This window comes from Candidatus Poriferisodalis sp., assembly GCF_965214215.1.
GTDB lineage: Bacteria > Actinomycetota > Acidimicrobiia > Acidimicrobiales > Poriferisodalaceae > Poriferisodalis.
In genome coordinates this window covers 1,218,622-1,243,505 of record NZ_CBDCBD010000003.1, presented here as the reverse complement: position 1 = coordinate 1,243,505, position 24,884 = coordinate 1,218,622, and the positions used below count along the sequence as shown (strand labels likewise).

Below are 24,884 nucleotides of genomic sequence, written 5' to 3'. Positions count from 1 at the left end.
TCAGCGGAGGACTCCGTAGTTTGTCCGCGTGAATTCGGTCAACGTCGAACTCGCCAAGGAACAGGTCGCGGAATTCCTTCGACTTCTGTGAGGTAAATCGCTTGGGCGCGTTGCCTTCTGCTGGTGAAGTCGGAATCCTGCGTTACGAGGACGCATCCGTTGTCACGGCACCACTGTGCAATGTCAACGTCGGATGCTGGTGATTGTCCTCGTCGGCTGCCGCGAAATTGGGGCAGTTGCGATACGTGCACCACATCGCGAATGTTCAGAGCTGCCTCAATCGAGAAGTTGGCGTACGGAGCCAGTAGACACGATGGCCAAGAACGGCGGCAAGGGCGGCGGCCGGAACGGAGCCATCAGAGGCCGCAGCCAGTTCCAGAATCCGAAGAACGGTAACTGGACCAAGCGCGACGCGTCCTCGGGCCGATTCATGGCGATGAAAAGAGCCGGCGGCCCGTTCAAGGGCGTGCGACGCGAGGACTGACCGACGCGAAACAAGCCCCGGAGCTGGGCTCACGGGGCTTGCTGGTTGGTGGCGGGGGCAGGATTTGAACCTGCGACCTTCGGGTTATGAGTTCGCGAAAGCCCATATCGACGGATGTCGATTGGTGTCAGAAAGGCCGTCTGACCTGGGGTTTCGCGGAATCGCCGTGTCGGCTCGTGCCTGTGGATAACGGCCTCTGACGGACCGTCCGTTAGAAGACCCGTGAGAAGTGTGTTCCGGGATCGGGGATGTTTCACCGCTCCTGAAACGGGCGCGATTCTGAAACGCCGAGGCCTCCGGCAGCAGCGCCCGCCTGCTCCAAGGATCCGTTGACCTCTATGATATTTAAGTTACGGTTATCGCGTAACCGATACTTAGAGGGGCCATGGCATCACACCTGCGAAAGCGCTGGGACGCGAACTTCCAGGGGATGAGTCGACGAGATCGACGCGGCTGCGACTATGACGCATACCTCGCCGATCCACTCGCCGACTGGGACCTGTCGATCCCCGCCGACGTCGCTGCCGACGTCGCCGACGCCGAAGCAGCGGTTCGAGCACTGAATGACGCGGGCACGACTCATGTGAGCCTCGAGGGTCTGGCACGGTTCTTGCTGCGCGCCGAGTCCGTCGGATCGTCCAAGATCGAAGGCCTCGAGGCCGCTGCCCGTCGCCTCGCTCGAGCCGAGGCTGCGATCGCGCTCGGCGGTGACGCCAATGATTGCGTGGCGGTCGAGGTGATCGGCAACATCGCAGCGATGGAATCGGCGGTCGAACTCGCCACCAGCGCGGACCCCTTCGAGCTTGACGACCTGCTGTCGGTTCATCGCACGTTGATGGACAACTCGCCCACCCCCGAACTCGGCGGCGTCGTCCGACGGGAACAGAACTGGATCGGCGGGAGCTCGTTCAACCCATGTAGCGCGGCGTTCGTCCCGCCGCCGCACGAGTACCTCCCGGACCTGTTGGCCGACCTGCTCGACTACGTCAACGGCGACGAGCACTCCCCACTCGTCCAAGCCGCCATCGCCCATGCTCAGTTCGAGACCCTCCACCCCTTCGCCGACGCCAACGGTCGCACCGGCCGAGCGCTGATCCACGTCGTGCTCCGACGCCGGGGCCTCGCCCCCACCTTCGTGCCCCCGATCAGCCTCGTGCTCGCAACGTGGTCCGATGACTACGTCAACGGATTGATGACGTTCCGCCACCTCAGCGAACCCGACAGCGCCGAGCGATCCGCCGCTGCGGTCGAATGGCTTCGCATGTTCGCCACCGCCACCAGCCGAGCCTGCCAGGACGCCGACGCCTACAGCGACGACATCGACGAAATCACTGCGGTCTGGCGTTCAAAGCTCGGCCGCGTCCGAGCGAACTCGAGCACCGACTTGCTACTGGGCGTCCTGCCGGGCGCGCCGATCGTCACCGTGGAGTCGGCCAGCAAGCTGATCGGACGGTCCAAGGCGCGGACCACCGATGCAGTGAACACCCTTGCCGAGGCCAGGGTGCTCCGTCAGCGCAACGTCGGCCGGCAGCGGTACCGGGTCTTCGAAGCAACCGAAGTCCTCGACTTGTTCACCGATCTCGAGCGAGCGCTTGCCAGCCCGACGGGAAACACAAGAAGCGATCGACCCGTCCGGCTCGTGCCCCAGCGCCCCGAGGGCCACTGAGGGCGGTCGAACTCGGCCCCAGAAGATGCCGGATCGATCGGCGTCGATCTCGTCAAGCAGCTCGTCTACGTGCTGCGTCGGTTCGGCCCCCTCCTCGGGCCGCTTCATGGCGATGAAGAGAACCGACGGCCTGTTCAAGGGCGTGCGACGCGAGGACTTACCGGCGCGAAACAAGCCCCGGAGCTGTGCTCACGGGGCTTGCTGGTTGGTGGGATGTTGGCCAGTCTTGTTTCCGCAGGTCAGACACGGTGGATTTTGGCCCTCGCCGCGATCTCCACATTATTTGTTGGCGAATCTCCACATTGGTCCTAGGTCCCGTGGTGGTCCTCACCGGCCGCCGTTGGGAGCGCCCGCTTGACGCGAGCCTCCGCCATGCTGGTCTCTTCCTGACTGACAGGCCCTGAAGCAGACTGCCCCCGCCAGCCGAGTGCACAAGCTGCCGCGAAGTCAAACGGATCAAGTCGCGTGGTTTGTGCAGCCGGTGTCACACGGCGGCGATGCGGGTGGGGTGCTGGACGAGGTGGCTGCGGCGCCTAGGCGGCGGCGTGAGGGGGCTGCATGCGCAGCCTGATACTGAGCTACCAGCACCGCCTCCGGATGTAGCGCAACATGACGTAGGTCGTGAACACCGCCGCTAGGTACCCGTTCAGTTTGACGTAACCGGAGATCGCTGGATGGGGCTCCCAGACGTTGATCAGGTGCATCAGCAGCACCGCGTTCTCCCATGCCTGCCCGACATCCACCCTGATGGCACCGACCATGTAAAGCATCGATGCCATCGCGACCAATACGGCCAGCGCGAGCACGACCACAAGATCGACTGCTGATTCTGTGTCTGCTTCGACCTCGACATCTTCGGTGGGCGGCTGTACGAGATCAGTCGCGTCATGTGTACGCGTACAGTCCGGCAACCGTAGCGGCCGATCGACGAGCGTATTGAACGGCTCCAAGGACGTGACCAGTTCGCCGGCGGCAGACAGGCTCTTCGCCAGCGCGGCCTGATCCAGAGCGACGGTCTTGTCAACGCCGCCGAATAGATCAGCCACACGAGGCAGGTCCGTGAACCCCTCAGTGACTCGAAACTGGTCCCCGAAACCCTTCAAGGCAGCGCTGCTCGCCTGAGCGATGCCGACATCCCGCACAGTCGCGGCAAGCGTTGACTGCGCAAGAGCGACGGTCTTGTCAACGCCGGCGAACAGATCAGCCACAGAAGTCAAGTCGGCCAACCTCTCGGAAGCTCGGAGATCAGCGTCGAAACCCATCAGGGCCGCACTGCCCATCTCCGCGATTCGCTTCGACGCAGCGATGGCGGCCGTCTCGGCGAACCTCAGCGTGTCTGTGGTCTGTCGTTCGAACTCCGCGAAGAGGCGCGTCTGGTCTCGGCACTGCTGCTCGACGGCGGATTCCGCCTCCCTCAGCCGCTTCCACTGCTGTTGCCACTGCCGCTCAGCTCTGCAGGCGTCCTCGGCAATCCGCGAAGCAACATCGAACGATCTGTCAATCGGTTCATTGAATGCCGGTGGTGCCATCGCGGTCCTCGTGGGCGATCGTAACATTCGTTCGGCCGCGGTCCGGGGAAGTTTCGGACGGCTCCAGGTATACAGGCTTCGATTGGCGACCTCGTTGGCACCCCGAGCCTCGCCGGGCCACGAGGCGACCAGCACGCACGGGCTGTCTGCATGTCCGTTACGTCTTGTCGGGAACGACGCGGATGCGGCATCGTCGGCTGCGGAGATCATTGCGGCGTGACATCGAGCCGGATCGGCCGAGTCTGATGGGATCAGCGGAGGACCCCGTAGTTTGTCCGCGTGAATTCGGTCAACGTCGAACTCGCCAAGGAACAGGTCGCGAATTTCCTTCGACTCCTGAGAGACAACTCCGCCGTTTACCAAGCCGAGCACAAGCGTCAACCATCCAGCGCACTTCGGCAGTTCGTCATCAACCGAGCACGTGCAGCAGCCGTCAACGACTCGACGCAGAGCGAGCTGCTGCGCCTGCAACCACTGATCGAAGAGATCGCCGAAGCCCTCGATCCCAACGAAGGACGGGACCGATTCAAGCCGCGCGGCGATCAATGGCCATGGGCAACCAGCTACCCGCCGACGGAACGCCTAGCGGGAATCCTGGACCAACAAGAGACACGAGAGGCACTGTTCGAGCCGACCGGTCCGAGACTGCAAGCGGATCGTCTTCACCGGTGGGTCTGGGATGCCGCCAAGAACCTCTGGGACGACGGGCACTACGGGCATGCCGTTCACGGCGCGACAAAGGCTGTCGAACACCAGACGCAGATCAAGCTGAAACGGCTCGATTTCGACGGCAAGGACTTGTACGCCCTGGCGTTCTCCACCAAGGACCCTGAAGTTGGCACGCCGCGTCTTCGATTCACCGAGATCGACAAGATCAAGCAACCGAAGCGCTGGACGTCTGCCCACGAGGGGGCACAGTTCCTCGGCATGGGCTGTGCGCAAGGCATCCGGAACCCGCAGGCGCATGGCACAGACGATCTGGACGAGCAGGAGGCTCTCGAACAGCTTGCGGCGCTCAGCGTTCTCGCCCGCTGGGTGGAATCGAGCGGCGTGGTGGAGCACGTACCGGAGTGAGTCTGGTCACCGGGTAGACGCATCGGGCCGGCGCGCCTGATCCGCCTCGCGGCCATATGAGCCACGCCGGTCCGGAATGTCCTTGAGGGCGTCGGTCCGTTCAGGCCGGTTTCGTCTCGATGAACAAGCCTCAGGTCATCTTGAGACCAGGCGCCGCGTCGCCGGCGGCGCGGAGGGTCCTCGGGTTGATCACGTCAGGGTCGGGAAGCGCCAATTGAAGGTCATCGATGCCTGACTCGGACCAGCGTGCGACCGCCGAAGACCACAGACAGTCGATGATCACGCAGGACACGGCTATCAGCTTGCTTGCCTGGCCGAAATTGATCCAGTGCGTCTCGACGCTCCATTGCCGCTCTTCCCGCCGCCTTCGCCGGGAGGACGCGGCTGCCAGTCGGTGTGGTTCAAGAACTTGATGCTCGGGCCGTCGGCCATCGTCACCAGGTCGTCTGGAGTCCTTCCGAGGCGGAACGATGAGTCGGTCTGGGAGACACGCAGCCCGTGCTTGATCGCGTTGTAGGGACGGCGGGCGTCGAGCCATTCACGTGCGAGCACGTGCAGGATTCCTGACAGGTTGTCGATGACCGCCAAGCGCTCGGCGTCGTCATCTGGCACCGACTCTTTACCGAGCAGCAGATAGCTGACGTCGGATCGCATTTCGTCCTTGTGCTTGCCGGTGATGTGCTGCTCGACGAGCTTTGGCAGCCTGCGGTCCCGGTCCGCAAGAGCCGCCAGCGGGTCCCACCAGTCCACAGCGTCAACCAAGCCTGTGTAGAGCTGCAGCAGCGTCTCCAGCGCGTGATGCAGCGGCGAGATCGTCTCGGCTTGGATGTACCACTGCAAGGGGTCGTCGTTCGCCGACGGCGGGTCCGGCAGAGCGTTGTCGACTTCGACGCTGGGAATCGAGATGTCCACGCCGTAGAAGCTGAGGCCCTGATCAGCCCATGCGATGAACTGCCCCCGGTGCTCGTTGACCGCGGCGAGCATCGCCAGGCGAGTGTTGAAGTAGGTGCTGATCGACTCCTCGCTATAGAACGAATCGCAATGGCCGCGAACCTGTTCAAGAACGTCCTCGTTTCGGTCTGACGAGTCAGTCGTCATCAGTCACTCCTCTCCCAGGATCGGTGTCCTTGCCTCTGCCGTCGCCGCTGGGTCCGGATCACTGCGCAGTGTCACCATCAGGCCCTCAGCGCCGGATCGTCGTATTCGCATGTCCACCACCCCAAACTGACCAGACCGTCGCCGAGCAGCACGGGACCGACCCGCACACGGCTCCCAGGACCAACCCCCTTACACAGAGGAAATGACACTCTCTGCTGCGAGCACGAGGCCGCGGTGAGGCTCATGCTGTCGTGGCGAAGCCATGTGCTCTCGGTCTCTTACGCCGTCCTGACATGTCCCACCCCGTCACTCACCAGATCGGAATGCCGTCAACTAGCTGGCACCGAGCACACAGGCTCGCTCTGCAGCTCGGGTGAGCGGTACACCCGTCGGACCAGTCACGATGGTTGTGGCCGCTGCCCGGAACTCACGGAGATGTGACTGCATGTTCGAGGCTGTCGCTGTCTGCCGTGAAGGGATTGTCGTCCCCGTCTTTGGAACGGTTGGCCGGCTTGCCCATCGCCTCTTCGATCTGGGCGACGAGGTACTCGAAGCGCTGAGCGAAGAAGGCCGTGAAGTCATCGCGCCGCAGTGCCATCGGATCGACGCCGTGTGACCGGACGATGGCGTTCAATTCGGCCGGTTCGATCCCGTCGCGTTCTTCCAGTCTTGCGAGGTATCGACGCGGCGCATCGCCGCCGATGATCTTGTTCGTGCGGGCGTCGATCGCCGTCTTGTTGACGACGCTGTCTGCGACATCGCTTTCGATGCCGTTATCTGTGCACCATTTCTTGGGGAAGATGTGGTGGATGTCGATGCTGTCATCGAAGTACGCGTGGACGTCGATGGGTTTGCCTGTTCGAAAATCGCGGCCGCCGTGCTGCATCTGCAGCGCGTACAGCCCCTTGTAGGCGGCGCTGTTGCGAGTCCGCAGCGTGAGCAGCCGCGACGCCTGAAACTGGGATGCTGTGATCGTGCGCGGCGTAGGTCCGCCGTGTTGGACCCAGTCCACGACATCTTGCAGATCGTTGGCGAATCGGGTCTCGGTGGCGCCGCCGTACATTTCGCCGAACACGCCGCACCAATACCACCGGCGTAGCCGCTGGGTGAGGCCGATGCCCTCGGCCTCGGGACCAAGTACTGCAAGGATCGACGCGAGGGGCACCAGCTGTGTCGTGTACGGCAGGTCCCACGCCGCGAAGATGCTCTCGGAGTGCAAGAACGGAACAGCTCGCCGCACCGCATCGGTCGCGATGTCGGCCCACTTCTCGTAGTCCGCCAAGGTGAGACGGAGCACGTCTTTGCGCTTGCACGAGACTGCCGGTGCCCGATCGCCCTCGTGACCGCCAGCGATGTGCGATCTTCGCTCTTCAAGCGTCGCAAGCAGGGTCACGATCTGCAGAAAATCCGTCGCCTCGAACCGCGCAAGGACTGGTGAATCGTCGAACTTGGACTTCCTGCGATTCCAGTCATCGCGCAGATTGACGTTGTCGGCGGCGAACGTCGCGGTGAGCAGCTCGAACACGGTGAGCGAAACGCCGCCCGTGTTGACTTTCTCGAAAACCTGACAGACAGCTTCCTTGGGTGTCGATTTCGCGAGTTCGATGGCCGGCACCTGGTAGGAGGTGAATGGCTTCACCACGGCTTCGACGAATCGCTTCCACTTGTCAAGCCGCTCGTCGCGTTCGCCTGGGCCGTCACTGAGAAAGGCCATCTGCCAGTCCATGGTCTCGTTGCCGTCGAGGACGATGTCGAGCGGAAAGTGGCCAACCTCGATCTCGGCTTCTCTGGTTGACAGGTCGAGATCAATCTGGCGACCGAAATCCGAGGTAATCCGCCGATCCTCCGGCACGCTGACGATCCCGTCATCCTCGCGATCGGCGAACGGATCGATGCAGGCATCGATGCTCGCGTAGTAGTGGCGCCGTGCGTCGCGGCCCCTTGAGTCTCGCGTCGGCACAGGGTCCGACGAGTGCAGCGCCAAGTACAGCGAAGTCATGCGCTGCTGCCCGTCAAGCAACATGAACTCAGGCTCCTGGGGCTGATCGAGCTTCACGCCCTCGATCGGTCGAGGCCGAAACTTCACCTCCGGGTTCCCGGTGCGAAGCGTCATCACCGCACCGATCGGGTACGAATGCGAAATCGAGGCAAGAAGGCTCACAATGTGGGCGTCGTCCCACACCCAGCCGCGCTGGAAATCCGGCAGCTGCAGCAACCCGGCCGCCGCCTTACGAAGCAGGTCAGAAAGCGGCTCCTCGTTGCTCGTGAACTTCTGGTCCATTTCGTCCGACCTCACAATCCCGAAACGACAGGCGGCGAGCCTACGACGCGCCGTCCGATTCGACAGGTTGGAGCCAGAGCCAGCCGACGGCCACTTTGCGATCGAGCAGCAGGCTCAACCCATCACGCTGCAACCAACCTCTATGTCCACGACATGCGTGTCTGACACTCCCCAGGACCGTCTCGCCAACCGCAGTCCGCTGTCGTGTTGCACCCCGTTCCTATTGTGGACTGCATGAGCAATCGATCTGCCAATGCGTCGACACCTCAAGCATCCGAGATCTACTGCGGTGATGCATTCGATCTGATCGACAAGCTCCCTGAGTCATCCGTGGACTTGATCGTGACGAGCCCGCCGTACTGGTGTCAACGCGTGTACGAGGGGCAGGAGCACCACGATTGGGGAGTTCAGGATGCGTGGCGTCGCGAGGGCAACCTGCTCGATGCAGCCCCGCCGTATGACTGGTATCGAGCGAACGGCGGCATGTTGGGCCTTGAGCCGACCCCCGACTGGTACGTGGCGCACCTGGCCGAGTGGTTCGATCGAGCGCGCCCTGTTCTCAAGCCCGATGGGAACGTTTGGATCAATATGGGAGACACCTATTTCGCGCGGTGGGCAAGCATCCGCCCCCGGGGCCGCCAGGGTCTCGGAGACACGGGCAGGGTCAGGCGGCGAACCCCGATGGGTGACTACCGACAGGAAAAGCAGTTGCTGATGGTGCCAGCACGGTTCGCGATCGCGATGCAGGGTCGTCGCTGGATTCTTCGCAACGATCTCATCTGGTCGAAGCCGAACGTTCCGCCCCGTCCAGAGAAGGATCGTCTTCGGCTGACCCACGAGCACCTGTTTCACTTCGTCCACCGACCGAGCGAGGGCCGGGCCTCATATTTCTACGACGCGGAGGAAGCCGAGCCCGGCCGGCGCGACGTCGTGACAGTCAACGCTCGCTCGGGTGCGCATGGCCACACGGCGACATTCCCGCCTGACCTGATTCGCCCTCGCATTCTGTCGTCTTCACCGGTCGGCGGCGTGGTTCTGGACCCGTTCTGCGGCACCGGACGCGCGCTCACGATCGCGGCCGAGACTGGGCGCACTGCGATTGGATTCGAGATGGCCGAATCGTTCGCAGAGGCTGCTGCGCAGGATCTGGCGACCACGACCAGCACCCGGTCTGATGCCTCCGAGTAGCTCGCGGCGGCCGAATCACTTCGTGGGAGAGTGGTTCGGGCAGCGCATCTTCCCCGGTGTGCAACTCGGCGACGCATCGCTGGATGCGATGAAGACTCAACTGTGCCCCTTTCTGACCGCCGCAGTCGGCGAAGCTCAGGAGTGCATCAAGGCGACGCCCTCCCAAGGTGTGTGCACCATCACCAGCCGGGACGCGACGCGATATGGCGTGGACGAGGGTTCGATCGACTGGCTGGTTTGCCCATATCGCACACTCGACCACGGGTTGCTCAACGAAGTCGCGCATCACCTATTCGACATCGCCGTTGATGCGGATGCGCTGATCGTCGCAGCCGTGACGCTCGACGAACCGACAACCCAGTCGCGCATTCGAGCAGCGCTCGCCGCCGGCACACCGGCGTTCGTCTACTTTCGTGCTCGCCTCGGCGGTGAAATCTCTTTGAGACCGACCGACCGGTCACCGGAGTTCTCGTTCGACATCACAATGGTTCAGCTACTGCCGGGTTCTGGCGATCCCGAGATCGGTCGGTACGCCATCGTGGAGGTGCAGACAATGGAGTTCCACGGGTCGTATGGGGAAGCCACGAGCGCGCTGCGAAGCGCGCTCGACCTGCACGAAGCGAGCTTCGCCGATCAGATTGGTGAGAATCCCGAGTGGGCGGGGCGAGCAATCCAAGGGCCCAGCATCGCCGACACGTTCAAGCGGACCTTTTACCAGATGATTTTCAAGTTCCAGTTGGGTCTGCACACGAGCTGCGCAGGAACCGTGTTGGCGCTTCCGCGTGCTGTGTGGAATTCCTGGCAGCCCCATCTCGGCCGACCTGAGCTACAAGCCGATCCTGACAATCCGACGCTCCGGTCGTTGCCTCGACCGGAGGGCGTCGGTCTAACCGAGGAAGCCCCGGCGTGGATTCTCGTGTTCGACACCGATCAGACCGTCGGCGTTTCACCCAACCCGTTGCTGATCGACATGGTGATCGAGACCGACACCCCCACGCTGCTGCACTATGCATTCGATGTAGCCCCAGAGGCTGCATTGGGTGGAGGCGCAACCGAACGCCTATACGCGGACATATGCAGCAAGATGCTCAATCGTTGGCCCGAACTGCAGCGAGACTCGGCAGCGGATGACAGGGCGCCTGCGCAGGACGACCCATAGCTACGCCGAACGAGTCACACCGGGTATGGCCTGCATGGGTGGTCTGCCAGCCGTGGCAGTGAGCTGACTGCTGCCGCACGCCGAGGTTGGGTGGGCCGAATCGGCTTGGGCAGGGGGACGCGACACCGTCACCTTGACCAGCTCAGAAATACACTGAGTTGACGGAGCCAGGAGGCACGATGGCCAAGAACGGCGGCAAGGGCGGCGGCCGGAACGGAGCCATCAGAGGCCGCAGCCAGTTCCAGAATCCGAAGAACGGCAACTGGACCAAGCGCGATGCGTCCTCGGGCCGCTTCGTGGCGATGAAGAGAGCCAGCGGCCCGTTCAAGGGCGTGCGACGCGAAGACTGACCGGCGCGAAACAAGCCCCGGAGCTGGGCTGCCGGAGCTTGCTGATTGGTGGCGGGGGCAGGATTTGAACCTGCGACCTTCGGGTTATGAGCCCGACGAGCTTCCAGACTGCTCCACCCCGCGGCGAGAGCGACAACACTACCAGCGGCCCTCCGACACCAGCAAGGTTGGGTGCGGAATCTCGCTTCATCCAGGGTCGAGGGCTGCTGCGCGGCTAGGGCGACCTGAGGTTCGCAGGCTTGCCGGCCGGAGATTGCGGTGCTTTGGCCTTTGATCGAGCGCGATCCCGGAGCGAAGCGAAGTAGTGCTCGTCGGCACGCCCAATCACTGGCCCTACGGCGCCGTCAAGAATCAGTTCACGAAGTCGTGACCGTGCTTGTTCAGACGACATCAGGCCGCACTCGCACTCAGACCTAGAGCCGGGTCGCAGTCGACTTAGCCGGAGGCGGCTTGTTCGAGGATTCGGGCGGCTCGGGCGATGAGGCCCTCGGCCTCGTCTACGGCCTCTTGGTAGGTAGCCAGGTCGCCTTCGCGCAAGGCGGCGTCGGCCCGGTCGAACGCCCGTGAGGCTCGCTCGAGCAGGTTGGTCACCGTGTCGGTCTCGGGGGCCGGGTCGGGCTCGTCGGCCTCGTCATCGGGCGCAGCTGCCGGCTCGTCGTCGGCATCGTCGGTTGTCGTGGGCGCCGCAGTGGTCGACCGGATCGTTCCATTGCCGATATCGATTTCGGCCCCGCCGATCGCCTTCTCGAGCGCCCCTTCGAACGTCTCAGAGATCGCCACATTCGACCCGATGCCGGCAATCACCAACTGCAACTCAGGCACCGCCGTCGGCCCGGTCGCCGCAATGAACAGCGGTCGCACATACAGCAGCGAGTTCTCCACCGGGATCAGCAGCAGGTTGCCGGGCCGCACCACCGAGCCGTTCTGGTTCAGCAGCGTCAGCCGCTCGGAGATCTCCTCCTCGGTCTGGATGTTCGAGTTGAACAACGCTGGACCGTCGATCGGCTGATCCGAGCGGATCTCGAACACCTCGATATCGCCATACCGGTCCGGATCGTTGTGGACCACCATGAAGCCTTCGAGGTTCTTGCGCGAATCATCCTCAGAGAACGGCACGAACGGCCGGAAGATCACGAACGACGCATCGTCGTCGCCCGGCAATCGGAACAACAAGTACTGCGGCGAGATTCTGGCCTCGACCGTGGCGATCACCTGCCCAGTCGTCTCGTCGCGCACCGTCTCTACAGTGGTCTGGCCGATCGAATCGCCCGGATCCTGCGCAACTGCCCACGCACCCGCAGCGTCGTAGAACTCCGACGGGTTGTTCAGGCGGTAACGGCCCCACGCTTCGGTCTGCACCCGGAACAGATCCTCGGGATAACGGAAGTGGTCCTGCAGCTCGGGCGGCGGCGCCTCGTCGGAGAACAGCGCCGGGAACTGCTTGATGTAGGACTGCACGATCGGATCGTCATCGTCCACCACATAGAACGTGACCGTGCCGTCGTACGCGTCCACCACGGCTTTCACCGAGTTACGCACATAGTTGAACGGCTGGCGCAGGTCGCTTCCCACCGTCGACGCCCGCGAATTGGTGCGCTGCGCATAAGGGAACTGCGTGGTGGTGGTAAACGCGTCGAGCACCCACTTCACCTTCCCGTCGAGCACGACGGGATAGGGATCGTCGTCGTAGGACAGGAACGGAGCCAGCAGCTCCACCCGCTGGGTGATGTCGCGGTTGAAGAGAATCCGGCTCTCGCCCTGGATCTCGCCCGACACCAGCAGGTTCGGTTCCGCGAAGCGAACTGCGAACGCCAAGCGCCGGAAGAAGCCGCCGATGCCCACCCCGTCTTCACCGTCGTAGCGGGTCGTCTCGGTACGGTCGTCGTCGTCCTGGAAGTCGACCTCGGCTCGCTGGGCACCCACGATCGCGTAGCCGTGCAGGTCCTCGCCGACGTACAGGCCCGGCTCGTCGAGCGCAAGCGCCTCCGCGCCCGGGGAGATCACGTTGGGAATGTCGCCCAGCGCGTACGCCGGCCGGCCATTGGAATCGACACCGTTGGCGGGCGCCGCCGCCACGCCGTAGCCGTGGGTGTAGGCGACGTGCTCAGTTTCCCACGTGTCGGTCGGCAGCTCGGTGGGGCGCAGCTCACGGGCCGCCAGCACGATCTGGGTGACCTGGCCGTTGATCTCGTAGCGGTCCACATCGATGTCGCGGAAGTCGTAGAAGCTCTTGATGCCCTGGGTCTGCTGGAACGTGTCCTGCATGACTGCGGGGTCGAGCAGCCTCACGTTGCGCACCGTGTCGAAGTTCTTCTCGATGTCTTCGGCTGTCAGCTCGGGTTCGTAGTTGAACTCGCTCGACGTCACGTTGTCGAGCCCGAGCGCGATTCGGGTCATCTCGATGTTGCGCTCGATGTAGGGGGCCTCCCGGGTGGACTCCGAAGGTTCCACCTGGAAACGCTGAACGATGGCCGGATATGCCGCACCCGCGAGCCCGGCAATGACCACCCACAGCGCCACGGCGATCACCGGGTAGGTGAAGCCGCGCCGCCAGATGTTCACCACCAACAGCACGAAGCTGAACAGGCTGATGACCATGAGCAGCCGCAGCACCGGCAGCTGCGCGTTCACGTCGGTATAGGTGGCGCCGTCGACGAAGCCCCGTGTCGACAACGTCAGCTCGAACTGGTCGAAGTAGTAGCCGACCGCCTTGATGAGCGCCAAGATGCCCAGCAGCAGCGACAGGTGGGCCTTCACCTGCGGCTGCACTCGGCTGCCTGCGGGGGCCTGCACCCGGATCGCGCCGCTCAGGTAATGCCAGACGGTGGTGAAGATGAACGTCACCAACACGGCGGCGAACGCCCAGCCGACCAAGAAGTTGAAGAACGGCAGACGGAAGACGTAGAAGCCGACGTCGCGGTCGAACTGCGGGTCGGCGAGGCCGAAGTCGGTGGCGTTGATGAAGAACAGCCACGATTCCCACTGGCCTGAAACTCCCGAGCCGACCATGAAGGCCAGGACCAACGAGACGCCGATGCGCACGAGACCACGGCGGCGGCGGGACATCTGGTGCCAGCGGGCGGCGATGTCCTCGGCCGGTCCTGCCGGTGTCGCGCGGGCAGCGAGACGCTCGGCGATGAACAGGTTCAACCACACCAGGACGAAGAAGATCGCCGTGAACAGCAGGCCCAAGCCGATCTTGGCCCACAGCACCTTCCACCACACCGAGGAATAACCCAGGCTGTCGAACCACAGGTAGTCGGTCCAAAAGCCGGCCAGGCCCCGGATGGAGAACAGCAGGACGAGACCGACCGCAACGGCGATGCCGATGATCAGGCGGAAGCGCGTGAGGCCGCGTGGTCGGCGTGGCACCCGCTGGGGACCTCGCGGTCCCTGCGGGCCTTGCGGTCCTTGGGGACCTTGTGGTCCGCCGGGCGGTTCGGACGAAGAAGGAGGCATGTCCTCAGGCGGACGCATATGGCAGCGAGGCTACTGGGGCGCGTGAGTAGTGCAGTCTGCGGACCGCGCTGTCGCCGGGCGCGGCGCGTAGCTTCGGCGGCGTGCAATTGGCGGTACTGGTCTCGGGAACCGGTTCGATCCTCGAAGCGATGCTCAATGTCGGCCTGCCCGTGGACTTGGTGGGTGCCGATCGGCCGTGCCGTGGGCTGGGGATTGCGGCCGATGCGGCGATATCCACGGTGCTGGTCGGGCGCGACGATTGGACGGCCAGCCAGGCTGGCGGGGCCGGAGATGCCAGCGGGGCCGGAGCGGCCGGCGGCGCTGGCGGGGCCGATGGCGGAATGGGCCCACGGCGGTTCGATCGCAAGGGCTACAGCTGCGAGCTGGCCGCTGTGCTGGGGGGACGAGGGGTCGACGTGGTGGCGATGGCGGGCTTCGGCACAGTGTTGGACGCAACGTTCTTCGAATGGGGCGACGGCCGCTATCGGGGACGGGTGCTGAACACCCATCCGTCATTGCTGCCGGCGTTCCCGGGCTGGCATGCCGTGCGTGACGCGTTGGATGCCGGGGCCACCGAGTCGGGCTGCACCGTGCACGTAGCGATTCCCGAGGTGGACGCCGGCCCGGTCTTGGCACAGCGAGCGGTGCCGGTGCTCGCCGGTGACGACGAGGCCACGCTGCACGAGCGCATCAAAGCGACCGAACGAGAGCTCTACCCGGCGACCATTGCGGCGTTCCTGGAGCAATGCGCTGGTGACGACGGCAGCAAACTCGAACCGAACGGCAGACAGGAAGGACAGACCCGATGAGGGCGTTGATCTCGGTGTGGGACAAGACTGGCGTGGTCGACTTCGCGACCCGGTTGTCGGGGCTCGGGTGGGAGATCACCTCGAGCGGCGGCACGGCCGCCGCGCTGGCCGATGCCGGGGTGCCGGTGCTGGCAGTCGAAGACGTGACCGGCAGCCCCGAAATGCTCGACGGCCGGGTGAAGACGCTGCATCCCCGCATCCACGGCGGGATTCTGGCGGATCGGTCAAAGCCCGCTCACTTGGCGTCATTGTCGGAGCACGACATTGCGGCCATCGACTTGGTGGTGTGCAACCTGTACCCGTTCCGGTCCGATCCGGGTCCCGAGCTGATCGACATCGGCGGGCCAGCGATGGTGCGGGCTGCCGCGAAGAACCACGGCGACGACGCTGGTGGCGTCGGAGTGGTGGTGGACCCGGCCGACTACGAGCCGGTGCTGGCTGAGCTGGCTGACTCGCGCGCACTGAGCACTGCGACGCGCCGGCGGCTGGCGCGTGCGGCCTTCGCCCATACCGCGGCGTACGACGCGGCGATCGTGAGCTGGCTCGACGAGCCGGTCAGCGGCGGCGTCGAGCCCGCACCGGGGGCCGGCGAATCTGACGAGGCTGCGCCCCTGCCGCCGACGGTGCACCTGGCGCTGGAACGGGTGGACGAGTGTCGCTACGGCGAGAACCCGCACCATCTCGGCGCCCGCTACCGGCCGGTCGGCGAGCTGACTTGGTGGGATCACGCGTACCAGCACGGTGGGCTAGCGCTGAGCTATCTGAACTTTTTCGACGCCGATGCGGCGTGGCGGATCGTGCACGATCTCGGCGATGCCGAGGGTTCGACAGCGGTCGTGATTGTGAAGCACGCGAATCCGTGCGGTGCGGCTGCCGGCGGCGATCTTGCCGACGTGTACCAGCGGGCCTACGACTGCGACGCCCGCTCGGCGTTCGGCGGGATCGTGGCGTTCAATCAGTTCGTCGATCTCGACACGGTCGAGCGCATCGAGACGGCGGCACAGGCCGACCTGATCATCGCGCCCGGCTACGAGGACGGCGTCGTAGAGCGCATCGAGGCGAAGCGGCGCAATACCCGGGTGCTCGAAGCGCCCCGGCCTGACGAAGCCGGCATTTCACTGCGGCAGATCAACGGCGGCTGGCTGGTGCAGTCGCCGCACGCGTTTGCTTCGGCGCCCGAAGAGTGGCAGGTGGTCACCCAGCGCAAGCCGACGGCAGCCGAGCTCGCCGATGCCCGCTTCGCGTGGCGAGTCTGCGGGCACGTGACGTCGAATGCGATCGTGCTGGCGCGCGACCGCACGGCGTGGGGCATCGGCGCGGGCCAGCAGAACCGTGTCGAATCAGGCCAACTCGCCGCCGCGAAGGCCGACGGGCGGGCGGCGGGTGGTGCCTGCGCCAGTGATGCGTTCTACCCCTTCGCTGACGGCGTCGAAGCCGCCGCCGAAGCCGGAGTGGCTGTCGTCGTGCAACCCGGCGGCGCCTTGCGAGACGACGATGTCATTGCCCGGGCTAACGAGCTCGGCCTCGCCATGCTGTTCACCGGCGAGAGGCAGTTCCGCCACTAGTGGCGGAACCATCAAACACAGCCGGCACTGATAGGTGCCGGAACCATCGAACACAGCCGCCACTAGTGGCGGAACCATCAAACACAGCCGGCACCACTGACTGCCGGAACCATCAGACCAACGGGCACGAGCGACGAGGGCAGAACGAGATGAACGCGCCAAGACTCGGTCAACGCGGCGCGGCAGTCGCAGCTGTAGTCGTGCTGCTGGCCGCACTTGGCGTGCCGTTTCCGCGTCCTGCGGGCGCGCAGACGTCTTCGTCCGCGGCGGCTCCAGTGCTGCCGCCGCCCGAGGTGCTCGGCGACTGCACCGACGCCGTGCCGGTGATCGTCGCGTCCGACGCCGATGCACAGTCCGACATCTACTCGGCGGTGACGCTCGTCGGTGTGCTGGCCGAAAGAGCCTGCATCGTGCTCGCTGGGGATCGCGACGAACCGTTTCCGGGGGACCAGCTCCGCAGGCTCGCCACAGCGGCGGCCGGCGGTTACGTGGTCGGCGGCCCTGCAGCAGTGTCCGGCGCCAAGCTGGGGGGCCGCGACATAACCCGCGTCTACGGCGCGGATCGCTGGCAGACCGCTACCGCGGTAGGCGCCGTCGCGGCAGCGCTCGCAGCAGGCGAAGACCCCAGCGCGCCCGACAACACAGATGACGAGCCCAACGACAACACCCCAGCGTGGCAGCAGCGGCTGGCCAACGAATTCTCGGCCGCGCTGCGATCCAGCGAGGCGACTGAAGACATGTGCATGTCGCTGTATCGCAACGGCACGCCGGTCTTCGAGCACCAGGCCAACACACCTTTGCTGCCGGCGTCGCTGGCCAAGCTTGCGACCGTCACTGCGGCACTGAGCGAACTGGGCGCCGATGCGACGTTCACGACACAGGTGGTTGCTGATGCCAGCGCGCTCGCTTCAGTCAGTGACGGTGTGCTGCGGGGCGACCTCTACCTGATCGGCGGTGGCGACCCGGTGCTGGCGACGCCCGGGTACATCAATCGCATCGCCGATGCCCGCCCCTACACCGACGTGACCCAGCTCGCCGACAGCGTCATGGAGGCACTCGACGCGCTCGGCATCGACACGATCGACGGTGCGATTGTCGGGGACGGATCATGGTTCGCCGACGGTGAGCAGAGCTACACGACGCACTATCCGCCCGGCGCGACGTCGGAGACGCCGCCGATCTGGAAGCAGTCGTACCTGTCGCAGAACTTCGTGGGCGTTTTGTCGGGCTTGATCATCAACGACGGCTACTCGCCCTACACCGTCGACCGGCGAAGCCACACCCGCAGCACCGATTCAGTCCAAGCAGCAGCGTCGAATTTCGACGACCTGCTCGAGGCACGCGGCGTGGTGATCCGTCAGCGACCACGGTCGGGCAGCGCCCCGGCGGCGAACGACTCGACCGATCTGGGCGCCATCACCTCACCATCGGTCGCAGAGATGTTGGTACGGATATTGCGCTACTCAGAGAACACCCCGGCGGAGATGCTGCTCAAGCAGATCGGTCGACTCCACGGTGACTCGTCACGGGCGGCCTCGGCGGCGGCAGCAACTGCCGCGCTCGCCGAGGTCTTGGGAACGACGGCCGACGAGATCGTGCTGGTGGACGGCTCGGGGCTGTCGGTCCACAACCGCATGAGCTGCGAGGCGGCTGTGCGTTTGCTGCTGCTGGCGGGAGCCGATTCCCGCTTCGCGACCTCGCTGTCGATCGCAGGGCGAACCCCGACGCTTACGAGCTGCGGCCCGCAGACTCCCGCCAACGGGAATGGGTCCACGAACACGGTCTTCGCCAAGGGAGGTCAGCTGAATGACAGCTCGGCCATCGCCGGCGTCAGCACCGCTGCCAACGGCGACGTGCTGACTTTCGCCATGATCGCCAACGAACCGCTCATCATCCGCATCGGAAGCTGCAACTCGCTTCGCCAGCGCACCCTCAACGCCATCGGTCGCTACACCTACGGCCCGTCAAGCTGAACCCAGGCCGAGCGCCAGGTTCGCCACTGAGGAGCAGCGTCAGGCGCCGATGCGCTCCTTGTCGGGGGGAGGCATGTAGGTGCGGCGGCTCGGCCTTAAGCCCATCGACTGCAGTGTGAGCAGTAGTCCGAGCGACGCGCCGGTCGGATCGACGACGGGAACCCTCACTCGATCCGTCTCAAGCTGGGACTGCAGCGCAGCAGCTACGCCGAGCATGCCGGTGCAACCCAGCACCAGCACATCGGCACCTTGATCGAGAGCACGGTGCGATGCCTGGGCGAGGCTTTTTCCGAGCGCTTCGCCGTCGTGTAGTTCGAGCACGGGCGTGTCGACGACTTCGACGGAAACCATCCGTTCACGGATGCCCATTCGTGTGGCGAGATCCGAGATCATCGGCACGACGTTCTCCAGCACGGTGAGGACTGAGAAGCGCGCACCCAAGGTGAGCGCAGTCGCGACCGCGGGTTCGAAGCCGCCGACAACCGGGATATCCACGAGCTCACGTGCTGCAGGCACAGCCGGGTCGCCGAAGCATGTGATGAAAACGCTGTCCGCCCCGGAGTCAGCGGCGCGGCGCACTTCGGAGAGAATTGCTGGCCCCGCGAGCGCCTCGTCATAGAACGACTCGATGGAGGCCGGCCCATGGCTCAGGTTTGAGACCTCGATCTCGATTTCCGGCCCGACGTAGCTTCGAGCTTCGAGAAGAATCTGGTCGTTGAACGCGTCAGATGTGATCGGAATGACGATGTGAATCTTCACAGTGAGTCCTTTGTGTGAGGAAGAGTCGGTAGTCAGGTTCGGCGGGATCGGGACCAGGCGTCGGCGGCTACGGCGACGAGAATCACGACGCCCTGAATGACGCGCTGCCAGATCGGATCGACCTGGTGGAGGTTGAAGCCGTTCACCATGAACGCGATGAAAAAGGCGCCGAGCAGCGTCCGCCAGACGGCGCCGGTGCCGCCGGCGATCGACGTGCCACCGACCACGATGGCGGCGATGACACCGAAGACGAAGCTGAAGTCGTCCGACGGTGTGGCGCTGATCGTCCGGGAGGCTGCCACGACGCCGGCAAGCCCGGCCGCGAAGCCGGACAGCGCAAAGACGGACACGACGATGAATCGGGTGCGGACCCCAGCCAGCCGCGCGGCCTCGGCATTCCCTCCCGTTGCATAGACGTGGCGGCCGAAGCGGGTGCCTGCGAGTGCAACCCACGCCACCGCCACCACGGCAAGCGAGATCCAGGTAGCCGTGGTCAGGCTCAGCACCCGTGTTCGTGCGATGTCACGGAAGTTGTCGCTAACCGGCCGCAGGATGCTGCGTTCGCTCACGATGTAGCCCAGGCCGAACACGATGAACGACGTCGCCAGCGTCGTGATGAACGAGTTGATGCGGGCGAACGCCACGATGGAGCCGTTGGCGAGCCCCACCGCCAAGCCGAACGTGCATCCCGCGGCCAGCGCCAGCAGCACCGAGCCGGTGGCGTTCTCAACCCTCAGCGCAACCAGCGGCGCCACGACCGCAACCGCGGCGATCGACACGTCGAAGCCGCCGGCGATCATGGTGAGCGTTGCCACCGAGGCGGCGATCAGCAGAGTCGCCTGCTGGTCCAGCACGTTGCGCAGATTCGGGGCGGTCAGGAATCCGTCGGTCGTGATGGCCAGAACGACGAAGAGCACAAGGGTGACCCAGACGATGCCGAAACGCGCCAGCACGTTGAGTTGGTGCCTGGTACCGGACGGTGGCGGCACCGAGATCGCTGAGTCGGCCACGCCGGGCCCCGTGGCCCTCACATCGCCTCGCTTGAGGGGGCTTCGCCGAAGGCGTGGCGGAGCAGTTCGGCCTCGTCCAGATCGGGATGGATGAATTCGGCAACGAATCGGGCATCGCGCATCACCAAGACGCGATGGCACAGACCCACAAGTTCCTCCAGTTCGGACGACACCACCAGCACCGCGAGGCCCTCTGCAGCAGCGGAAGCGATCAGGTCGTAAATGGCGCGCTTGGAGCCCACATCGACGCCGCGGGTCGGCTCATCGGCCAACAGCACTCGCAGCCCCGGCACCACCCAACGGGCGAACAGGCACTTTTGCTGGTTGCCGCCCGACAGCAGCCGCATGGGAGTGTCCATGCCGCCGTCGCGCACCCCGGCATCGGTGTTCGCTGCCCGGACGAAGCGGCGCTCAGCGATGCGACTGACGACGCCGGCCCGGGCGATCCGGTCCAGATGGGGCAGGCTCACGTTCTCACGGACGCTGCGCTCCATCAGCAGCCCGTGGTCCTTGCGGGACTCGGGGATCAGCCCGACGCCCGCCCGGATCGCATGATCGGGCCGCGAACCCCGCAGCGTGTCACCTCCGACGGTGACGGTGCCTCCTGCCGCTGCGTCCGCCCCGTACACGGCGCGCAGGAACTCGGAGCGGCCTGAGCCGACCAGTCCGGCGATGCCGACGATCTCGCCGGCGGCCACGTCAAGATCCAGTCCTGCGTGTCCCTCGTCGCCGACCGAACCTGCGCAGCGCAACCCGCGCACACGCAACGCAAGCGCACAAGCGCGGTCCACCGATGCCGGTTTCGGCGGGAACGTGGCGTCCAGCTCGCGGCCGATCATGGCCTCGACCAGAGAGTCAGCCGTCTCCGCCGAGGGAGCGGTGGTGCGCACGACGCGCCCGTCGCGCATGATCGTCACTGCATCGGCCAGCTCCAGCACCTCGTCCAGGAAGTGCGAGATGAACAGCACCGTGATGCCCTGATCACGCATCGAGCGGACCAGGCGGTGGAGCTGGCCTCGCTCTGCTGCAGACAGCCGAGCCGAGGGCTCGTCCATCACTACCAGCTCGGTACGGCGAGCCACTGCTCGCAGGATCTCGACGCGCTGTTGGTCAGCGACGCTGAGGTCGCCGACCCTGGCTGCAGGGTCGACATGGATGCCGGTGTGCTCCGCCAGCGTCCGGAATCGCCTGCGGGACTCGGTGCGGCGCACCCATCCCCAGCGAGTGGCCTCCACACCGAGGAAGACGTTGTCGGCCACGGTGCGGTCTGGCACCAGCGCAAGTTCCTGGGCGATGGCGGTGATGCCGGCATCGAAGGCGTGCCGCGGCGAGCGGAACTGGACTGGCCGATCGTTCACGGACACCAAGCCGCTGTCCGTCGCATGCAGCCCGGAGATGATCTTGCCGACCGTGGACTTTCCCGCGCCGTTTTCGCCGACGAGGGCGTGGATCGAGCCGCGGTGGACGGCGAGGTTCACGCCGTCCACCGCTTGCGTCGATCCGAATCGCTTGGAAACGCCAGTCAGTTCGACGTGGACAGGTCCCCGAGCCGGCTCAGCGATCACCCATCCCACTCCGCAGTGAACTGATCCACGTTGGCAGAGGTGACGAGGCCCTCATCGATGAAATTCGCATTGGGGTCGATGCCGCCAGTGATGCTGCCGTCGCTCAGGGCAGCGATCATCGCCTCCATCGCTAGGCGGCCTTCGCTCGCGGGCGCGTAGTACACAGTGGCGAACCAGCGGCCGTCACGCACGCCCTCGATCGCAGGCGACGAGCCGCCCAAGCCGATGAGTGCGACGCCGTCGAGCTTGCCTTCGTCGGTCAGCACCAGCTCGACGCCTTGCAGCGACTGGTCTGCGCCGACCACCACGTCGAAGTCCGGCTGCGCCTGCAGGATGTCCTGCATGGCGTTGATGCCGCCCTCAGGTCCCAGGTACATGCCCTCCCCCTCGGCGACGACGTCGATGTTGGCGTGCCCGGCGACGGCGCTGTCGAATCCCTGCCGCAGCGCCACGTCCAGCGGGAAGCCTCGGATGCCGAACAGGTAGACGACACGGCACGGGTCGAGCCCCTCGCATGCCTGGACGGTGAGCCGACCGGCGCGTTCGCCGGTCACAACCGGGGGCGCCATCACCGACGCCGCGATGCCGTCGACTTGGGGCTCGTTGGTGGAGAGATCGTCGCCGACAATCTGATTGAACAGCACGACCTGCAGGCCGCTTGCCAGCGCTGCCTCCACGTCCGGCACAAGCCCGGGTCCGTTGAGCGCTACCAGGATGATGCCGTCGTACTGACTGCTGGCGATGGCGTCCTGCAGCTGGGTGGTCTGCAGCTCGGCATTGAACTGGGCGTCGAACTCGACCAATTCGATGTTGTTCTCATCGGCGAGCCGCTGCATCTCGCCGACTGATGCCAGCAGGAACGTGTTTGCCGAGCTGGCGGAAAGGTATGCAATACGCCAGGGCTCGGGTTCGGGCTCGTCGGTCGTTTCGGCGGGTGCAGCGGTCGTGGCCGGAGCACTGTCGTCGGGCTCAGCCGGGGCGGCATCGGTGGCGTCAGGCTCATCGTCGCCGGCTGCGGGCTCTGCGACGGTCGGCGTGGCTGCTGCCGTGACATCGGTCGTGGCGTCGCTGTCGTCATCACCGTCGCCGCATGCAGCTACAAAGAGTGTCAGCGCGAGCACCGCGCCAAGCAGTTTCATCAAGGTGCGTGCCTTCATCGGATCCCCCCTCAGGGCCTGTTCCGGCCTGTGGAGGCGACCGTATGGACGGGCTCTCCGCCCCTCAATGGGCAAAACGCTGCGATTGGAGGCCTTAGCGGTGCAGTTCACGCATGCCCGAAGCGGGGCTTCAGACAGGGCGGCGTGGGAGCTAGCCGCCAGTGAAATGCTGGGTCCGGTCCAGCCGGTGCTTGCGCATCACGAGCTGCAGGGCCAACCGCTGATCGGGATCGGCGAGGTTGACGTGGAGCGCCTCGGAGATCCGGTCGATTCGTTTCATCACAGTGTTGCGGTGCACGCTGAGCATGGCTGCGGTGTTGGTGGCAGACGACTGGCAGTCCAAGTACGCCTCCAGCGTCCGCAGCAGGGTCTCGTCGGCATCGGTCGCCTCCAGCGGCGCCAAGAATGCATCGACTACCCGACCGAAGTCGGCGGAGCCGTACCAGCCCAGCATGATCCGCTGGATGCCGAGTTCGTCGATGTGCCGGACCGCGACCCGGCGGCCGCCGGCACCGGCCAGAGTTGCGGCTTGGCGCGCATCGGTCAAACTGGCACGCAGGCCCGGCAGACCGGTCGCGGGGCGTCCCACTCCGACGTGCGCCATGACATCGGCGACCTCATCGGTGAGCTGGGTGACGGCATCTCGCAGCCGGCGCGTCATCGCCCGGTATTCCTCGACAGGCGGCTCCGTGCGGGAGCTCACCCAGCCTGACCAGCCGTCGGTGCGCTCGATCAGCGGGCCGTCGATGCCGCACGCGCGCAACTGCTCGCCCATCACGTCGGTGTTCACCAGCACCCATGCCGCATCGACTGAGCCGGACAATTCGACGTGGAAGGCGGTCACCCATCCCGCGGCCGACCAGCCCGCCGTCGCCATCTGTGCCAGCACAGTCTCATCGGGAAGCTCGCCGCCGCCCACGATCTCGTTGAGCAACGCCAAGCGGTGCCGGGCGTCGCGTTCCATCACCAGCCGGTCCCGGACCAGATAGGCGCCGACCGCCCACGACGTCACACCCATCAGCTCCAGGCCGGTGCCCATGAGTGCCTCGTCGGCCTCGTCGAGTACGCACACCAGCCAGAACCGCGCCGGCTCACCCGGCACCACGATCACTGGGCACGTCATTCCGGGCGCGCCTTCTCCGCCGACACGCGGCGAGCTGAAGGCGGCCTGCCGCAGCGCGCCGGCTTCGACCACGACGTCTGGACCGGCGACGATTGCGCCGGTGGCCTCGACCAGCGAGCACGGCCTGCCCAGCACATCGGCCACCAACTGCAGGGTGTCCGGCACGGTCTTGGTGCCCATCAGGCCGCTCAGCAACTTGGACACCATCGCGGCTTGGCGGACCGTGGGCTGCAACAGCAGTTCACGCACCGAGGCGGCCATCGACAGCACATCTGGGGTGCTGGTCTCGACGAGTGCTGTGGAGAACCGATCCGCCAGCCGCCGGGTGGCGAGTCCTGGCGTTGCCACTGCGTTGACCGCCACTAGCCCGGCACCGCCGCCGTCGCGCACGGCGCGCAGCGCAATGTCCAAGGCATAGGAGTTCGGCGCCAGTGAACTCGCGTCCAGCACCACCAGGAGCCCTCCGGAGATCGGCGTCGCCCGATCGCAGCGTTCGGTCACGGCGACGTCCGCGACGACGCTGTCGAGTCCCTGAGCGCCCGCCACGACACGCGGATCGCCGAGCACACCCGCCGCCAGCAGCTGCCGCAGGGTCAGCGGTCGAGCTTGCGAACTGGAATGCAACACTCTGACTC

General features: G+C 65.3%; 20 protein-coding genes and 1 tRNA gene. 9 read left to right on the top strand and 12 right to left on the bottom strand.

What is annotated here, in order from left to right; translation table 11 throughout:
• Positions 1 to 38: 38 nt before the first annotated feature.
• Positions 39 to 251 (bottom strand): DUF5615 family PIN-like protein, encoded by a 213-nt coding sequence (locus tag ACOOF5_RS08025; RefSeq protein ID WP_420440928.1) that lies wholly within the window; start codon positions 249 to 251, stop codon positions 39 to 41.
• Between the two features lie 62 nt (positions 252 to 313).
• Between ACOOF5_RS08025 and ACOOF5_RS08020 the strand changes: the two genes are divergently transcribed.
• Both ACOOF5_RS08020 and ACOOF5_RS08015 read left to right on the top strand, forming a co-directional pair.
• Entirely contained in the window at positions 314 to 484 is a 171-nt protein-coding gene (locus ACOOF5_RS08020; RefSeq protein ID WP_420437981.1) for a hypothetical protein, read from the top strand.
• A 385-nt stretch (positions 485 to 869) separates the two neighbouring features.
• The gene (locus tag ACOOF5_RS08015) at positions 870 to 2,150 is read left to right on the top strand and encodes a Fic family protein (protein WP_420437980.1); all 1,281 of its coding nucleotides are present in this window, start codon (positions 870 to 872) and stop codon (positions 2,148 to 2,150) included.
• Between the two features lie 578 nt (positions 2,151 to 2,728).
• On the opposite strand, the gene ACOOF5_RS08010 is transcribed toward ACOOF5_RS08015, so the two are convergent.
• Entirely contained in the window at positions 2,729 to 3,679 is a 951-nt protein-coding gene (locus ACOOF5_RS08010; protein WP_420437979.1) for a hypothetical protein, read from the bottom strand.
• 279 nt (positions 3,680 to 3,958) lie between these two features.
• Between ACOOF5_RS08010 and ACOOF5_RS08005 the strand changes: the two genes are divergently transcribed.
• Entirely contained in the window at positions 3,959 to 4,753 is a 795-nt protein-coding gene (locus tag ACOOF5_RS08005; protein ID WP_420437978.1) for a TIGR02391 family protein, read from the top strand.
• A 130-nt stretch (positions 4,754 to 4,883) separates the two neighbouring features.
• Here the strand turns inward: ACOOF5_RS08005 and ACOOF5_RS08000 are convergent, their stop codons facing one another.
• The 3 genes from ACOOF5_RS08000 to ACOOF5_RS07990 all read right to left on the bottom strand — a co-directional run bounded on the left by ACOOF5_RS08000 (position 4,884) and on the right by ACOOF5_RS07990 (position 8,147).
• Positions 4,884 to 5,036 (bottom strand): hypothetical protein, encoded by a 153-nt coding sequence (locus tag ACOOF5_RS08000; protein WP_420437977.1) that lies wholly within the window; start codon positions 5,034 to 5,036, stop codon positions 4,884 to 4,886.
• A 14-nt stretch (positions 5,037 to 5,050) separates the two neighbouring features.
• Complete coding sequence (locus ACOOF5_RS07995) at positions 5,051 to 5,851, bottom strand: hypothetical protein (protein WP_420437976.1); 801 nt, start codon at positions 5,849 to 5,851, stop codon at positions 5,051 to 5,053.
• 427 nt (positions 5,852 to 6,278) lie between these two features.
• Positions 6,279 to 8,147: a GmrSD restriction endonuclease domain-containing protein gene (locus ACOOF5_RS07990; protein WP_420437975.1), complete on the bottom strand. Its 1,869-nt coding sequence runs from the start codon at positions 8,145 to 8,147 to the stop codon at positions 6,279 to 6,281.
• Between the two features lie 219 nt (positions 8,148 to 8,366).
• On the opposite strand from ACOOF5_RS07990, the gene ACOOF5_RS07985 reads away from it, so the two are divergent.
• The 3 genes from ACOOF5_RS07985 (at position 8,367) to ACOOF5_RS07975 (ending at position 10,829) form a co-directional block, all read left to right on the top strand.
• A complete protein-coding gene (locus ACOOF5_RS07985) occupies positions 8,367 to 9,320 on the top strand; it encodes a DNA-methyltransferase (protein WP_420437974.1) in 954 nt (317 codons plus the stop codon).
• Between the two features lie 22 nt (positions 9,321 to 9,342).
• Positions 9,343 to 10,479, top strand: a complete 1,137-nt coding sequence (locus ACOOF5_RS07980) for a hypothetical protein (protein ID WP_420437973.1) — start codon at positions 9,343 to 9,345, stop codon at positions 10,477 to 10,479.
• 179 nt (positions 10,480 to 10,658) lie between these two features.
• Complete coding sequence (locus ACOOF5_RS07975; RefSeq protein ID WP_420437972.1) at positions 10,659 to 10,829, top strand: hypothetical protein; 171 nt, start codon at positions 10,659 to 10,661, stop codon at positions 10,827 to 10,829.
• A gap of 46 nt (positions 10,830 to 10,875) precedes the next feature.
• Here the strand turns inward: ACOOF5_RS07975 and ACOOF5_RS07970 are convergent.
• Together ACOOF5_RS07970 and ACOOF5_RS07965 are read right to left on the bottom strand one after the other, a co-directional pair.
• Positions 10,876 to 10,952, bottom strand: a tRNA-Met gene (locus tag ACOOF5_RS07970).
• A 312-nt stretch (positions 10,953 to 11,264) separates the two neighbouring features.
• Positions 11,265 to 14,201 (bottom strand): UPF0182 family protein, encoded by a 2,937-nt coding sequence (locus ACOOF5_RS07965; protein ID WP_420437971.1) that lies wholly within the window; start codon positions 14,199 to 14,201, stop codon positions 11,265 to 11,267.
• 188 nt (positions 14,202 to 14,389) lie between these two features.
• Here ACOOF5_RS07965 and purN point away from each other — a divergent pair, with 188 nt between their 5' ends.
• From purN to ACOOF5_RS07950, 3 genes are all read left to right on the top strand, one after another.
• Positions 14,390 to 15,097, top strand: coding sequence for a phosphoribosylglycinamide formyltransferase (gene purN, locus ACOOF5_RS07960; RefSeq protein ID WP_420437970.1), 708 nt, complete (start codon positions 14,390 to 14,392; stop codon positions 15,095 to 15,097).
• Positions 15,094 to 16,662, top strand: a complete 1,569-nt coding sequence (gene purH, locus ACOOF5_RS07955) for a bifunctional phosphoribosylaminoimidazolecarboxamide formyltransferase/IMP cyclohydrolase (RefSeq protein WP_420437969.1) — start codon at positions 15,094 to 15,096, stop codon at positions 16,660 to 16,662. The genes purN and purH overlap by 4 nt, the downstream gene beginning before the upstream one ends.
• Positions 16,663 to 16,811: 149 nt before the next feature.
• Positions 16,812 to 18,635 (top strand): D-alanyl-D-alanine carboxypeptidase/D-alanyl-D-alanine-endopeptidase, encoded by a 1,824-nt coding sequence (locus tag ACOOF5_RS07950; protein WP_420437968.1) that lies wholly within the window; start codon positions 16,812 to 16,814, stop codon positions 18,633 to 18,635.
• A gap of 39 nt (positions 18,636 to 18,674) precedes the next feature.
• Here the strand turns inward: ACOOF5_RS07950 and ACOOF5_RS07945 are convergent, their stop codons facing one another.
• The 5 genes from ACOOF5_RS07945 to ACOOF5_RS07925 form a co-directional block, all read right to left on the bottom strand.
• Positions 18,675 to 19,394: an aspartate/glutamate racemase family protein gene (locus tag ACOOF5_RS07945; protein WP_420437967.1), complete on the bottom strand. Its 720-nt coding sequence runs from the start codon at positions 19,392 to 19,394 to the stop codon at positions 18,675 to 18,677.
• 32 nt (positions 19,395 to 19,426) lie between these two features.
• Positions 19,427 to 20,404, bottom strand: a complete 978-nt coding sequence (locus ACOOF5_RS07940) for an ABC transporter permease (protein WP_420437966.1) — start codon at positions 20,402 to 20,404, stop codon at positions 19,427 to 19,429.
• A 17-nt stretch (positions 20,405 to 20,421) separates the two neighbouring features.
• Positions 20,422 to 21,969 carry a sugar ABC transporter ATP-binding protein gene (locus tag ACOOF5_RS07935; RefSeq protein ID WP_420437965.1) on the bottom strand — a complete coding sequence of 516 codons (1,548 nt, stop codon included), beginning with the start codon at positions 21,967 to 21,969 and terminating at the stop codon, positions 20,422 to 20,424.
• Complete coding sequence (locus tag ACOOF5_RS07930; protein WP_420437964.1) at positions 21,966 to 23,126, bottom strand: sugar ABC transporter substrate-binding protein; 1,161 nt, start codon at positions 23,124 to 23,126, stop codon at positions 21,966 to 21,968. Before ACOOF5_RS07930 ends, ACOOF5_RS07935 begins: the two co-directional genes overlap by 4 nt.
• A 151-nt stretch (positions 23,127 to 23,277) precedes the next feature.
• On the bottom strand, positions 23,278 to 24,876 hold the full coding sequence (locus ACOOF5_RS07925) for a helix-turn-helix domain-containing protein (protein WP_420437963.1): 1,599 nt from the start codon (positions 24,874 to 24,876) through the stop codon (positions 23,278 to 23,280).
• Between the last annotated feature and the right edge of the window lie 8 nt (positions 24,877 to 24,884).